General features: G+C 61.7%; 15 protein-coding genes. 8 read left to right on the forward strand and 7 right to left on the reverse strand.

Annotated elements, in window-relative coordinates:
* The first annotated feature begins 112 nt into the window (after window positions 1-112).
* From Q0677_RS00275 to Q0677_RS00285, 3 genes are all read left to right on the forward strand, one after another.
* Window positions 113-559, forward strand: coding sequence for a DUF6173 family protein (locus tag Q0677_RS00275; protein ID WP_298904687.1), 447 nt, complete (start codon window positions 113-115; stop codon window positions 557-559).
* 95 nt (window positions 560-654) lie between these two features.
* A complete protein-coding gene (locus Q0677_RS00280; protein ID WP_298904690.1) occupies window positions 655-789 on the forward strand; it encodes an aa3-type cytochrome c oxidase subunit IV in 135 nt (44 codons plus the stop codon).
* 31 nt (window positions 790-820) lie between these two features.
* Entirely contained in the window at window positions 821-1,417 is a 597-nt protein-coding gene (locus Q0677_RS00285; RefSeq protein WP_298904693.1) for a hypothetical protein, read from the forward strand.
* A 6-nt stretch (window positions 1,418-1,423) separates the two neighbouring features.
* On the opposite strand, the gene Q0677_RS00290 is transcribed toward Q0677_RS00285, so the two are convergent.
* Entirely contained in the window at window positions 1,424-1,756 is a 333-nt protein-coding gene (locus Q0677_RS00290; protein ID WP_298904696.1) for an AzlD domain-containing protein, read from the reverse strand.
* Complete coding sequence (locus tag Q0677_RS00295; RefSeq protein ID WP_298904699.1) at window positions 1,756-2,466, reverse strand: AzlC family ABC transporter permease; 711 nt, start codon at window positions 2,464-2,466, stop codon at window positions 1,756-1,758. Before Q0677_RS00295 ends, Q0677_RS00290 begins: the two co-directional genes overlap by 1 nt.
* Before the next feature lie 47 nt (window positions 2,467-2,513).
* Here Q0677_RS00295 and Q0677_RS00300 point away from each other — a divergent pair, with 47 nt between their 5' ends.
* From Q0677_RS00300 to Q0677_RS00310, 3 genes are read left to right on the forward strand one after another with little or no spacing between them, the layout of a single operon-like run.
* Entirely contained in the window at window positions 2,514-3,404 is an 891-nt protein-coding gene (locus tag Q0677_RS00300) for a formate dehydrogenase accessory sulfurtransferase FdhD (protein WP_298904702.1), read from the forward strand.
* Window positions 3,401-4,021, forward strand: coding sequence for a molybdenum cofactor guanylyltransferase MobA (gene mobA / locus Q0677_RS00305; protein WP_298904705.1), 621 nt, complete (start codon window positions 3,401-3,403; stop codon window positions 4,019-4,021). Before Q0677_RS00300 ends, mobA begins: the two co-directional genes overlap by 4 nt.
* Window positions 4,018-5,778, forward strand: a complete 1,761-nt coding sequence (locus Q0677_RS00310) for a bifunctional molybdopterin-guanine dinucleotide biosynthesis adaptor protein MobB/molybdopterin molybdotransferase MoeA (protein ID WP_298904708.1) — start codon at window positions 4,018-4,020, stop codon at window positions 5,776-5,778. The genes mobA and Q0677_RS00310 overlap by 4 nt, the downstream gene beginning before the upstream one ends.
* A gap of 91 nt (window positions 5,779-5,869) precedes the next feature.
* On the opposite strand, the gene smpB is transcribed toward Q0677_RS00310, so the two are convergent.
* Together smpB and dapA are read right to left on the reverse strand one after the other, a co-directional pair.
* Window positions 5,870-6,352 (reverse strand): SsrA-binding protein SmpB, encoded by a 483-nt coding sequence (gene smpB / locus Q0677_RS00315; RefSeq protein WP_133486691.1) that lies wholly within the window; start codon window positions 6,350-6,352, stop codon window positions 5,870-5,872.
* Between the two features lie 105 nt (window positions 6,353-6,457).
* Entirely contained in the window at window positions 6,458-7,333 is an 876-nt protein-coding gene (gene dapA, locus Q0677_RS00320) for a 4-hydroxy-tetrahydrodipicolinate synthase (protein ID WP_298904714.1), read from the reverse strand.
* A 146-nt stretch (window positions 7,334-7,479) separates the two neighbouring features.
* Here dapA and Q0677_RS00325 point away from each other — a divergent pair, with 146 nt between their 5' ends.
* Entirely contained in the window at window positions 7,480-9,441 is a 1,962-nt protein-coding gene (locus Q0677_RS00325) for a lytic transglycosylase domain-containing protein (RefSeq protein WP_298904717.1), read from the forward strand.
* Here the strand turns inward: Q0677_RS00325 and Q0677_RS00330 are convergent.
* The gene (locus Q0677_RS00330) at window positions 9,431-10,294 is read right to left on the reverse strand and encodes a DMT family transporter (RefSeq protein ID WP_298904722.1); all 864 of its coding nucleotides are present in this window, start codon (window positions 10,292-10,294) and stop codon (window positions 9,431-9,433) included. The two genes, Q0677_RS00325 and Q0677_RS00330, sit on opposite strands and share 11 nt — an antisense overlap.
* 9 nt (window positions 10,295-10,303) lie before the next feature.
* Window positions 10,304-10,993 carry a tRNA (5-methylaminomethyl-2-thiouridine)(34)-methyltransferase MnmD gene (mnmD, locus tag Q0677_RS00335; protein ID WP_298904724.1) on the reverse strand — a complete coding sequence of 230 codons (690 nt, stop codon included), beginning with the start codon at window positions 10,991-10,993 and terminating at the stop codon, window positions 10,304-10,306.
* A gap of 55 nt (window positions 10,994-11,048) precedes the next feature.
* Between mnmD and Q0677_RS00340 the strand changes: the two genes are divergently transcribed.
* Window positions 11,049-12,089 carry an FAD-dependent oxidoreductase gene (locus Q0677_RS00340; protein ID WP_298904727.1) on the forward strand — a complete coding sequence of 347 codons (1,041 nt, stop codon included), beginning with the start codon at window positions 11,049-11,051 and terminating at the stop codon, window positions 12,087-12,089.
* Between the two features lie 98 nt (window positions 12,090-12,187).
* On the opposite strand, the gene Q0677_RS00345 is transcribed toward Q0677_RS00340, so the two are convergent.
* Entirely contained in the window at window positions 12,188-12,724 is a 537-nt protein-coding gene (locus tag Q0677_RS00345) for an NAD(P)H-dependent oxidoreductase (RefSeq protein WP_298904730.1), read from the reverse strand.
* Between the last annotated feature and the right edge of the window lie 48 nt (window positions 12,725-12,772).

A 12,772-nucleotide genomic window follows, 5' to 3' on the forward strand; every position in this document is an offset into this window, starting at 1 on the left:
GTTCTGTTTCCGACATGAGGCCGGTTTTGAGCCGCTCATCATTTCGTGACGTGACGCCGGGCGTTCGCTGTGCAATCTTCGCACTGTGTTACTTTTGAAGAATGGTGCCTGAATGTCCGACGAGACCCCCAAAGCCAAACCTCGCCAACCGCGTGCGCATACTGCTGATTGCAGCGAATCCGGGCCGGTTGTGGTCGAGGATCAACCGCTGCCCGCCAAGGTCGCGGAAACCCCGGTCGAGCAGAAAAGCCCAGCCCAATGGGCCTATGAGCGCCTGATTCTCTATATCAAGAACTTCGAAGAGCAGTTGGACAACGAGCACGAGATCGCGATGGGCTTTGCTGGTGGCGACGCGGGCGTTCTGCGGATCGAGGGGATCGGCTATTTCGATCCGGACATCATCACCTATTACGGATCCGACGGCGAAGGCACAAAAACCCAACTGGTACAGCATGTCAGCCAGTTGTCGGTCATGCTGCGCGCCCTGCCCAAACAGGTCGACCACGCCGAACCAAACCGCATCGGGTTCCGCTTGGCGGCCCAGTTGGAAGAAGAATAGACGCAAACTGTAGACCGATGGGAAACCGGGCCGTGACAGAGGCCCGGAAATCCGTTATTCGGTGCAAAACGCAAACTGAGAACAGGATTTGAACAATGGCTGAACACGTGCACGGCACCATGGATACCAGCGCCCAGGAAAAAACCTATGCGGGCTTCATCAACGTAACCAAATGGTCGGTCGTCGTTATTCTGGCCGTTCTGGTGTTCATGGCACTGGTTGGCGCCTAAGACCCCATCATAGTTCAGGTTCGAGGGTTTCATGGTAAGATTGCTTGCAGCGCTTTCGTTGATCGTTGCACTTGCCGGTTGCGGCGGCGCAGACAACATCTGGGCCAGCGATCAGACTGTGGCGGACGCCGTATACCGGCATGACGGTCCGCCGACCCTCACCCTGTTTACTGTGGTCTCAACGGGCAGCGGCTCGGGCGCGCATTCGGCGCTGATGGTCAATGGATCGCAGCGCGTGATCTTTGATCCGGCCGGCACCTTCCACCACCCCAATCTGCCCGAACGTCATGACGTGATTTATGGCATGACTGATCCGGCAGTGGACTTCTATATCGATTACCATGCGCGCGTGACCTATGACGTGGTGCGGCAGGACATTGTGGTCTCGCCGCAGGTAGCTGAAATGGCCAAACGCGCGGTCGAGCAATATGGCGCGGTCCCCAAGGCGCATTGTGGCCAGTCGGTCAGCGCCATCCTGCGCAGCCTTCCGGGGTTTGAGACGATCCCGCAAAGCTATTATCCCAAAAAGATCATGAACGCCTTTGGTGCGCTTCCCGGCACCCGGTCGCAAACCTTCAGCGACACCGACCCGCATAAGGGCGGCAAGATCGTCACGCAGGGCATCTAAGCCGCGTTATCCCAGTAGAAACAGAAGCCCGTACAGCGTCGCGGCCCCGGACAGGATTGCGGCCAGAACGTTTTTGCTGAAATACCCAACAGCCAAGGTCACCAAAGCAGCTCCCATTCGCGCCGGATCAGGGCTTCCCCCTGTCGCAGCGGGCCAAAAAACCAGTGGGGCCACCAGCCCCGGAAGCACGGCAACAGGCGTATAGCGCAGGTGACGCAGTACCCATTCGGGCATCTTCCGATCACCGATAATACCCAAAAAACTGAAACGGATCAGGAAGCTACCGATCGCCATCGCGAAGATGACCAGCCAGACTGTGGTGTGGTTCAGCTCTTCCATCACGCGGCCCTCCGTTCCATGTAGAGCTCGACCTGAGCCCCAACGACCATCGCGCCGATCGCCGCCACCAACAGGCCCGAGCCATAAGGCATCCACGCCATCAACAGCGCCAGCACAACTGACGTCATGGCGGACGCCACATGCGCCATCGTGCGCAGGGCGGGCGCGATCATCGCAAGGAAGGTAATCGGCAGGGCGAAATCTAAAGCAAACTCAGGCGGAACTTGCGCACCGGCGACGGCACCAAGGTACGATGCCCCGTACCAGAACGGCGCCAGCGGTGCGACGGTGCCAAGATAGTAGGCAAAGCGCTCGGGCACGGTCAGCTCGCGCTCCATCTCGAACTTGATCTGCGACAGGGCATAGGCCTGATCCACCATCAGATAGGCCACCAGTCCGCGCTGCCAGATCGGCGCGCTGCCCAAATACGGCGTCAGTGACGCGCTGTACATCGCCATGCGCATATTCACGGCCAACGAGGTCAGGATTACGATCACGGTCGGCGCGTTTTCCGTCATCAACTGCACAGCGGTGAACTGCGCGGCCCCAGCGATAACCAGAACGGAAAAGCCCATAACCTCGGCCACATTCAACCCGGCCTCGGTCGCCACCACGCCAAAAAGCGCGGCGAAGGGGATGATTACCAACAGAAACGGAAGCGCATCGCGCGTTCCGCGCAGGAAATGTCGTTTCGGGTTGGACGCGGTCATGGGGAATTCCTAAATTACCCATAACGCTTACGGCGTCCGTGCAGGAGTTGCAATTGTCCACCGAACCCGATCTTTCCGAATATCTGATCGCGCCCGACCCCGGCGCGGCGCGCCTGACCCGCGCGGTGGCCGGCCATGATGAAACCGGCGCGCCGGTGACCATCAACGTGGTCGAAGAACGCCCCCTGACCATCTTCCTGAACCGGCGCGAGATCGTGACCGCCATGACCATCGGCGACTACCCCGAGTATCTGGCGCTTGGGTTCCTACGCAATCAGGGGATGCTGTCGACCGAGGATCAGATCACCGGCGTCGACTATGACGACGATATCGACACGGTTGTCGTACGGACCGCCACGGAAACCGATTATGAAGACAAGCTAGCCCGCAAGACCCGCACTTCGGGCTGCGCGGTGGGCACGGTGTTTGGCGACATGATGGAAGGGCTTGAGGGGCTGACCCTGCCCGCGACGCCGGTGAAAACCTCGTGGCTGTATGCGTTGTCGCAAAAGATCAACCGCACGCCCTCGCTGTATTTGGAAGCGGGTGCGATCCACGGAACGGTCCTATGCGAAGGCGATCGCCCGCTAGTCTATATGGAGGACGTGGGCCGTCACAACGCCGTCGACAAAGTAGCGGGTTGGATGCTGGATCAGAATGTCTCGGGTGCGGACAAGATCCTGTATACAACCGGGCGCCTGACGTCCGAGATGGTGATCAAAACCGCGCAGATGGGCATTCCCGCGCTGGTCTCGCGCTCGGGCTTCACTGCCTGGGGCGTCGAGATCGCGAACGAGATCGGCCTGACCCTGATCGGTCGAATGCGCGGGCAACGCTTTACCTGTTTGGCAGGGGAGGAGCGTCTGGTCCGCGATGTGGATCCGGCCCATGTGACCCACGAAGACCGCAAGCACCGCCGCAAAGGAGCAGGCGCATGACCCGCCCTCTTGGCATCATTCTGGCAGGCGGTCTGGCCACCCGTATGGGCGGCGGAGACAAGGGACGTCTGCCACTTGGAGACGGCACGCTGCTGTCCCACGTGATCGACAGGCTGGCGCCTCAGGTCGACGGCATGGCCCTGAACGCAAACGGAAACCCCGCGCGTTTTGCCGACACCGGCCTGCCCGTTCTGCCCGATAGTATTGATGGCTACGCGGGGCCACTAGCAGGTGTACTTGCCGGGCTTGATTGGGCGGCAGAACAAGGTGCAACCCATGTGGTGTCCGCAGCAGCCGACACGCCCTTCTTCCCGCGCGATCTTGTGGATCGCTTGCTGATCGCTGCCCAGCGCGACGGCACCGACATCGCGCTGGCTGCCACGCTGGACCCACAGCGCGGAGCAATGCGTCAGCCAACCTTCGGCCTCTGGCCTGTGGCGCTTCGTGACGACCTGCGTGCGGCGCTGGAAGACGGCTTGCGCAAAGTCGTCCTGTGGACGGACAAACACGGCGCGGCGACTGCCAGCTTTCTGCCCGCCCCGTTTGACCCCTTCTTCAACGTGAACACCCCAGACGACCTTGCCCAGGCCGAACAGATTTTGGAGACCGCTTCATGAAAATCTTCGGTGTCACCGGTTGGAAAAACTCGGGCAAAACCGGATTGATGGAGCGCCTGATCGCCCATTTCACCGCGCAGGGCCTGCGGGTTTCGACCCTGAAACACACGCATCACGGCGTCGATCTGGAAAAGCCCGGCACGGACACACACCGCCACCGCGTGGCGGGCGCGCAAGAGGTCGTTCTGGCCTCCTCCGCCCGCATCACCACCTTGCATGAACTCCGCGACGCCCCCGAACCGCGTCTGGCCGAGCTGATCGCGGGCCTGACCCCCTGCGACCTTGTGCTGGTGGAAGGGTTCAAAGGTGCGCCGCATCCCAAGATCGAAGCGCACCGCGTGGAAACGGGCGAAGACTTGTTGGCCACGGAAAACGACACGATCCGCGCCGTAGCCAGCAACGAAGCCCTCCCTGACCTCGACCTGCCAGTCTTCGATCTGGATAACACCGCCGCGATTGCCGCGTTCATCGCAGATGTCACCGGCCTCGCACCACGCAAGCCAAAGGGGTTGAAAAACGATTGCTTCGCCCTGCCCCCCGGCGTGAATTGGACCCCGGTCGACGAAGCGCTGGACACGCTCCGCGACCGTCTGTCGCCGGTGGTCGGAACGGAAACCGTACCCACTGCAACATCCCGCGGCCGCGTCCTCGCCGCCGACCACATGGCGGTCCGTTCCAACCCTCCCGGCGCAAACTCTGCCGTCGACGGATACGCCTTCGCCTATGCGGGCCTGCCCGAAGGCGACGTGATCGAGCTGCCTCTGATGGCAGAACGCGCAGCTGCCGGAGGCCCCTTCACCGGCACCGTCCCGATGGGCCACGCCATTCGCATCCTGACCGGCGCTCTGCTGCCCGACGGCGTGGACACCGTGGTCTTGCAAGAAGATGTTCAAATCGACGGACACACCCTGCGCTTCCCCGCTGGCGTCAAACCCGGCGCCAACGCCCGCGCTGCGGGCGAAGACGTCGAGGCCGGCAAGCTGGCGCTTCCAATGGGCCACAAGATGCGTGTGCCCGATGTGGCGCTACTCTCGGCACTCGGTCTGCCAAACGTCCAAACCTACAAACCTCTGCGCGTCGGTGTCCTGTCCACCGGCGATGAACTGGCTGAACCCGGCACCACATCCGACACCGCCCGCACCTATGACGCCAACCGCCCGATGCTTCTGTCACTGGCCGAGGGCTGGGGCTATACCCCGGTTGATCTGGGCCATGTGGCCGACAACCGCGACGCTCTGCGCGCAGCCTTCGACACAGCCGCAACGCAGGCCGACGTCATCCTGACCTCAGGCGGCGCATCTGCTGGAGACGAGGATCACGTCTCGGCCCTTCTGAAAGAAACCGGATCACTGCACCACTGGCGTATCGCGATCAAACCGGGCCGCCCTCTGGCGCTCGCCCAATGGAACGGCACGCCCGTTTTCGGACTGCCCGGCAACCCGGTCGCCGCCCTTGTCACCACACTGATCTTCGCACGCCCGGCGTTCTCTGTTTTGGCAGGCGGCCCATGGCTGGCCGCACCCGGCACCCTGATCCCTGCCGCCTTTACCAAATCAAAAAAAGCAGGCCGCCGCGAATACCTGCGCGCACGCCTGAACGAAAACGGCGAGGTGGAAGCGTTCAAATCCGAAGGGTCAGGCCGCATCTCGGGCCTCAGCTGGGCCACTGGACTGGTCGAACTCCCGGACGAGGCGATGGACATCACCCCCGGCACCCCCGTCCGCTTTATCAGCTATAACAGCCTCGGGATCACCTGACCCCCATCCTCTTGCCTTAAATACCTTGGGGTGAATGCGCGCAGCGCAGAGGGGCAACGCCCCTCAGGCTCACAACGTGAGCCGCCGAACCTCAGTCCCCGTGCCGCAGCAGCCGTTGCTTCTGGCGACCCCAATCCCGCTTGGCTTCGGTCGCGCGCTTGTCATGGGCCTTCTTACCCTTGGCAATGCCCACCTTCACCTTCACCAAACCTTTGTGGTTGAAATACATGACCAGCGGCACAAGCGTCATGCCCTTGCGGCTGGTCGCATTCCACATCTTGGAAATCTCACGCTTCGACGCCAGCAACTTACGCTTGCGCCGCTCCAGATGGCCCCACGTGATGGCCTGCTTATACGGCGCGATATAGGCGTTGGTCAGGTAAAGCTCGCCATCCTCAACAGCCACATAGCTTTCAGCAATATTCGATCCACCCTGACGCAGCGATTTCACCTCGGAGCCCATCAACACGATGCCGCATTCGATGTCTTCCTCGATCGCATAGTCATAGCGTGCGCGCCGATTGTCGGCGATCACCTTATAGTTTGCGTCTTCTTTGGTTTTTGCTTTAGCCATGTGCCGGATGTAGGGCTTGCACCGCGAACTGTCCAGACCATCCACTTAGATAGACAAAGGGCCGCGACAACGCGCGGCCCTCGTAACACAAATCAACAGGTCAGATCAGTTGATCAGCCCGGCGTGACGCATGGCAGCGTCAATGGCGGCCTTGGTCTCGTCCGTCAGACCAACCAGTGGCGAGCGGACTTCTTCGGTGCAGCGGCCCAGCTTGGACAGCGCGTATTTCGCGCCACAGGTGCCCGGCTCCATAAAGATGGCCTTGTGCAGCGGCATCAGCTTGTCAGCGATCTCCAACGCTTTGGCGAAGTCGCCCTCCAACGTCGCAGCCTGCATATCCGCGCACAGACGCGGGGCCACGTTCGCGGTGACCGAGATACAGCCCACGCCACCCTGTGCGTTGAACCCATGCGCCGTGGCATCTTCGCCCGACAGCTGGATGAAATCCGCCCCACAAGTCATGCGCTGAAAGCTGACACGCGCCAGATCGCCGGTGGCGTCTTTCACGCCGACGATGTTCTTGTGCTTGGCCAGTTCGCCCATGGTCTCGGGCGTCATGTCGACGACCGAACGACCGGGGATGTTGTAGATCACGATCGGCAGGTCGACGGCATCCGCAATCGTCTCGAAATGCGCAACCAGTCCGCGCTGGGTCGGCTTGTTGTAGTAAGGCGTCACCACCAGACCGGCAGCGGCACCAACACGCTTGGCGAACTCCATGAAGCGCAGGGCTTCGGCGGTGTTGTTCGAGCCAGCACCCGCAATGACCGGCACACGGCCTGCGGCGGCTTCCACCACGGCTTCGATCACCGCTTCATGCTCGTCATGGGTCAGGGTCGGGCTTTCACCGGTTGTGCCCACCGGCACCAGACCGGTCGAGCCTTCTTCGATCTGCCATTCGACCAAGCGTTTGAGCGCGTCGAAATCCACTGCACCGTCCTTGAACGGCGTAACCAGGGCAGGAAGAGATCCTTTGAACATGACACGCTCCATTTTTGTCTGTGTTTCCAATCACGTCTGCGAAGATCTGCTGAATCGCTCCGCAAACGCGGCGGAAACTAGCCGGGTTCGACAGAAATGCCAAGTTTGTGTGTTGCGTGTTAGCGCCACAAAGCTAGGTTTTGCACATGAACAGGATCAAATCACGTCTTCTTGCGGCCCTGACACTGGCCGCCAGCCTTGGTTTTGCCGCCAGCACCCCCGGTTTTGCACAGAATGCCGGGGCCGTTTCGGCACTTGAAAAGGCCATCGAAAGCGCCCGAGCCGAAGAATGGGACACCGCCCGGGCCCAAGCAGCACAGGGCGGTGCGCTTGCGGCAGACATCTTGGAATGGCACCGCTTGCGCCAAAGCGAAGGCAGCTTTGCCGACACGCGCGCCTTTCTGGCCCGCAACCCCGACTGGCCCGGCCTGAAGCTTCTGCGCAAACGATCCGAAGAATCAATTCCGCGCAATCATACCCCGGCCGAGGTTCTGGACTTCTTCCGCGACCAGCCCCCGCAAACCGGACGCGGCGCGTTGCGACTGGCCGAGGCGTTGAAGGCCACTGGCAGCAGGGAAGAGGCGAAGGCGCAGATCATTCTTGGCTGGATTTCGCTGTCTCTAGATGAAGACGAGCACGATGCGTTCGTATCGCGTTATGGCGATACGCTGAAATCCCATCACTGGGACCGGACAGATATGCTGCTGTGGCGCGGGGCGACGACCGAAGCGGGGCGTATGTTGCCGTTGTTGTCATCCGGACGGCAGGCGCTGGCCAAAGCCCGCATCGCGCTGCGCAAAAAGCAAAACGGCGTGGATGCATTGATCAAAGCCGTGCCTGCCAGCCTGTCAGATGATCCGGGGCTGGCCTATGAACGCTTCCTCTGGCGCGCCTCGAAAGGACGCAATCAGGATGCGGTGGATTTGTTGCTGGAACGCTCGACCTCGGCCCAGTCGCTGGGCGCGCCCGAGCGTTGGGGCAGCTGGCGCCGCGTCTTGGCCCGCTGGTCGATGCGCGATGGGAAGCCCAAGCAGGCTTATCGCCTCGCCGCATCGCATCACATCTCCGGCGGATCGGACCGCAATGATCTGGAGTGGTTGGCGGGCTACGTCGCACTGCGCAAGCTGAACGATCTGGCCACCGCGCTTGAGCATTTCCAGACCTTCCAGCTGGGTGTCGAAACCCCGATCAGCCTTGGCCGTGCCGGGTACTGGCAAGGCCGCGCTTATGAGGCGTTGGGCGACACAATCAGCGCGCAGGCGTCCTATGAATATGGGGGCGAGTTCCAGACCAGTTTCTATGGCCTTCTGGCGGCTGAGAAAGCGGGCCTTCCCATGGACCCACGCCTGACCGGGTCGGAACCTTTCCCGGACTTCCGGCAGGCCCGTTTCTGGGGTGGATCCGTCATGGAAGCTGCCCGTCTTCTGCAAGCCGCGGGTGAGCTGTACTGGGCCGAACGCTTTTCGGTCCACCTCGCCGAAAGCCTGACCCGCGAAGAGATCGGCCAGCTGGCCGCATGGGCAGAAAGCGTAGGCGAGCCGCATTTGCAGGTGATGATCGCCAAACAGGCCGCGCGTCAGGGTCACACCATCGCCCGCCCATATTTCCCGACGCCCGACATCGGGCGCGGCAACCGCACCGTCCCGCGCGCGTTAGAACTGGCCATTGCCCGGCGCGAAAGCGAGTTCGATCCTTCGGTTGTGTCAGGCGTCGGCGCGCGCGGCTTGATGCAGTTGATGCCCGGCACCGCGTCCGACATGGCGAAGCGGCTGGACATGCCCTATTCCAAGGCCCGCCTGACCGAAGACCCCGCCTATAACACCCGGCTGGGATCGGAGTATCTGGCGAAACTGATCGAAGATTTCGACGGCAACCCGGTTCTGATCTCGGTGGGCTATAACGCGGGCCCCAGACGGTCGATCAACTGGACCGAACGGTTCGGGAATGTGCGATCCTCGTCCGTGGATATCATCGACTGGATCGAACACATCCCCTTCCGCGAGACCCGCAATTACGTCATGCGTGTCACCGAAAGCCTGCCTATCTATCGCGCACGGCTGACGGGCAAGACACAACCGCTGCGTCTGTCGAAAGAACTTAAGAAGTAGCGCGACGACTGCGGACCAATGTGAAGATGCCTGCCGACACAACGATCACCGCGCCGATGACGACATTGGTGTGCAAGGTCTCGTTAAACACCAAGACGCCGATGAAACTGACGAAGACCAGTTGCAGATAGGCGAAGGGTTGGACGGTGCTGGCCTCGGCGAATTCGTAGCATTTGATCAGCAGCCAGTGGCCCAACACGCCGGTGCAGCACAGAAGCGCCATCCATGCCCAGTCGCCTTGTGACATGGGCTGCCAGAACCACACGCCAATCGCGGTCATCACCACCGCGCCGACAATACCCGTCCAGAAAAAGCTGGTTTGTGTGCTGTCCGTCTTCGCGGCCAACCGCGTCATCAACCCATAGACCGCAAACATCGCCGCCCCCAACAGCGGAATGATGGCATAGGGCGAGAACACACCCGAGCCCGGTTGCAGGATCACCAGAATGCCAATGAAGCCAATCCCGATCGCCGCCCAACGCCGCCAGCCCACATGCTCGCCCAGCACAGGGCCGGACAGGGCAGCCACCATCAACGGATAGACCGAGAAGATCGCATGGCTTTCCACCAGCCCCAGCAATGTGAACGAGATGACTGTCACGCAAATCTCAAGCGCCAGCAGTGCCCCACGCGAGATTTGCAGCCACAGACGGGCGGGTCGCAGTGCTTGGGTCAGCCCACCATTGCGACGGGTGATCCAGATGACGAACGCCGCAAAGAACCAATAGCGGATCATCACCACCATCCAGACGTTATACTCGCCGCCCAAATGGCGCGAGATCCCGTCCTGCATCGCGAAGACAAAGGTGGTGGCCACCATCAGCCAGATGCCGATTTGATTGTTGCGCTCCATTGCGTCCCCTTAGGGCCGCAGTGTTCCGCGGCTCATGTGCCGCTTGCGCCCGTATCCGGGTACACGTTCCACGTCAAAACCGGCCACGTCTAGGGCGCGACGGACAAAACCTGCGGCGGTATATGTCGTAAACGTACCATTTGGTGCGGTATGGCGTCCAACCTCGCCCATCAGCGCCTCACCCCACAGCTCAGGGTTCTTGGCGGGCGAGAACCCGTCAAGGAACCATGCGTCCGCCTTTCCGTCCCACGCGGCGAGGGTGTCGCGGGCGTCGCCTTCGATCACTTCGACCGAGAACCCGTCCAGATCAAAGCGCCTTGCGCCCTGCTCCCATGCTTCCATAAACGGCCCAGCGACCGCATGCGCCTCGGGGAAAGCTTGCAGAGCGCGGTCGATGTCGGCGGCGTCCATCGGGAAGGCCTCGAACGACGTGAACCCAGCCCCCACAGGCGATCCCGCTGCACGCCACGCGATGTACGCGGCCAGCATGTTCAACCCAGTGCCAAAGCCCAGCTCGGCAATCTGGAAACCGGGTCGGAACCGCGTGGCCAGATCATTGCCCTCGATGAAGACATGCCGCGTCTCGGCCAGCCCGTCTTCCAGCGAGAAATAGGGGTCGTCGAACTGCTCGGCCACCGGCACGCCGCTGTCTTTCCACGTGATGCTCGCCGTGATCGTCGCTGTCTGGCGCTTTGTCATGATCTGCCCTAGAACGCTGATGAAACCCGCGCGACCATGAAGAAGGAACGGCCCAATGGCAATCGCTGATGTGACAGTTTACGGCGCGGGGATCTTTGGCCTGTCGGTCGCGTGGAGCTGCGCCAAGCGCGGCGCAAAGGTGCGGGTGATTGACCCAAACGGGCCGGGCGCAGGATCGTCCGGCGGTCTGGTCGGCGCGCTAGCCCCGCATGTGCCCGAGCGCTGGAACGCCAAGAAAGCGTTTCAATTCGACAGCCTGATCATGGCGGAAACCTACTGGGCCGAGGTCGAGGCCGTGTCCGGCACATCCCCCGGCTATGCGCGGTCAGGCCGGTTGCAACCCGTCACGGACGAGCGTCTGTTGGAGCTTGCCAAAACCCGCGCAGTCGAGGCGGACACCCTGTGGCAGGGTAAAGCTGTCTGGCAGGTCCGCCCCGCGTCGGACTTCCCAGACTGGGCGCCGATCAGCCCCACAGGCTTCCTGATCCACGACACGCTGACCGCCCGGATGAGCCCCCGCCGGGCAGGTGCCGCTTTGGTCGCCGCGATCCAAGCCAAGGGCGGCGAGATCGTGACTGAAGGCCCGTCAGAAGGGACCGAGGTCTGGGCGACGGGCTGGCAAGGTATGGTGAAATTGTCCGAGGAGTTGGGCAAACCTGTCGGCAACGGCGTCAAAGGCCAAAGCGCGCTGCTGGATTACGATGCGCGGGATATGCCGCAACTGTTTGCCGACGCCGTGCACATCATCCCACACGCAGACGGCACCGTCGCCATCGGATCGACGAGCGAACGCGACTTCGACGACCCATCCAGCTGTGACGACGCACTGGACGAGGTCATCGCCCGCGCCCGCACCGCCTGCCCGGCCCTTGCAGACGCGCCGGTGATCGAACGCTGGGCGGGGGTCCGCCCTCGCGCCAAATCCCGCGCGCCAATGCTGGGCGAATACCCCGGCCGCCCCGGTACCTTCATCGCCAATGGCGGCTTCAAAATCGGCTTCGGCATGGGTCCGCGTGTAGGCGAGTTGATGGCGGATCTGGTGCTGGAGGGCCACGACGAAATCCCCGATGACTTCCGGGTCGAGGCGAGCTTGTAGGAACTCACAAGGCTTTGCTCTTTTTCTTGCCCTAAATATCCCGGGGGTGAGAGCCGCAGGCTCGAGGGGGCAGCGCCCCCTTTTTCATCCTAACAGATTTATACCGTCGCCCGCAGCTTGCCCATAAGTTTTACCAGATTAGCCTCGTAGCGCTCATTCGTCAGAACGCCATCCGCATCGAACTCTTTCGAGCTGCCCGCCACGGCGATCTCTGGCCCAATCACAAGCTTCGGCTGAAACGGCACCATCGCCGCCACCAAAGACGCCTGCGCCCGTTCTCCGCCAGCGCGACCTCCGGCAGCGGACATGACAGCGACCGGCTTGCCCTGCCACGGATGAGGCTTCACCCGGCTCACCCAATCCAGCGCGTTTTTCAGAACGCCGGTCAGCATCTTGTTGTATTCCGGCGTCGAGATAATCACCGCATCTGCCGCTGCAATCTGCGCTGCCAGCTTCGCCACACCTGCGGGGATCCCCTCGGCATCCTCAAGATCGCCATCGTAAAGCGGCAGGTTCAAATCTGCCTCAATATACTCTGCATCGCCATAAAGCCGCGCAGCATTTCGCAGCAGGAACCGGTTCGTTGCGTCTTTACGCAGGGAACCGGACATGCCAAGCAATTGGTGTTTGGACAATGAAGCCTCCTTGTTCGCGTCCCAAGGATGTGGGGCGCGCGACATAAG

This window comes from uncultured Aliiroseovarius sp. (assembly GCF_947492455.1).
In the GTDB taxonomy this organism is placed as follows: Bacteria; Pseudomonadota; Alphaproteobacteria; order Rhodobacterales; family Rhodobacteraceae; genus Aliiroseovarius.

Coding starts and splice junctions, on each gene's coding strand:
- mobA (WP_298904705.1), top strand. CDS start 3,401: ATGACCCGCCCTCTTGGCATCATTCTGGCAGGCGGTCTGGCCACCCGT.
- Q0677_RS00275 (WP_298904687.1), top strand. CDS start 113: ATGTCCGACGAGACCCCCAAAGCCAAACCTCGCCAACCGCGTGCGCAT.
- Q0677_RS00325 (WP_298904717.1), top strand. CDS start 7,480: ATGAACAGGATCAAATCACGTCTTCTTGCGGCCCTGACACTGGCCGCC.
- Q0677_RS00295 (WP_298904699.1), bottom strand. CDS start 2,466: ATGACCGCGTCCAACCCGAAACGACATTTCCTGCGCGGAACGCGCGAT.
- Q0677_RS00330 (WP_298904722.1), bottom strand. CDS start 10,294: ATGGAGCGCAACAATCAAATCGGCATCTGGCTGATGGTGGCCACCACC.
- Q0677_RS00310 (WP_298904708.1), top strand. CDS start 4,018: ATGAAAATCTTCGGTGTCACCGGTTGGAAAAACTCGGGCAAAACCGGA.
- smpB (WP_133486691.1), bottom strand. CDS start 6,352: ATGGCTAAAGCAAAAACCAAAGAAGACGCAAACTATAAGGTGATCGCC.
- Q0677_RS00280 (WP_298904690.1), top strand. CDS start 655: ATGGCTGAACACGTGCACGGCACCATGGATACCAGCGCCCAGGAAAAA.
- Q0677_RS00290 (WP_298904696.1), bottom strand. CDS start 1,756: ATGGAAGAGCTGAACCACACCACAGTCTGGCTGGTCATCTTCGCGATG.
- dapA (WP_298904714.1), bottom strand. CDS start 7,333: ATGTTCAAAGGATCTCTTCCTGCCCTGGTTACGCCGTTCAAGGACGGT.
- Q0677_RS00340 (WP_298904727.1), top strand. CDS start 11,049: ATGGCAATCGCTGATGTGACAGTTTACGGCGCGGGGATCTTTGGCCTG.
- Q0677_RS00285 (WP_298904693.1), top strand. CDS start 821: ATGGTAAGATTGCTTGCAGCGCTTTCGTTGATCGTTGCACTTGCCGGT.
- mnmD (WP_298904724.1), bottom strand. CDS start 10,993: ATGACAAAGCGCCAGACAGCGACGATCACGGCGAGCATCACGTGGAAA.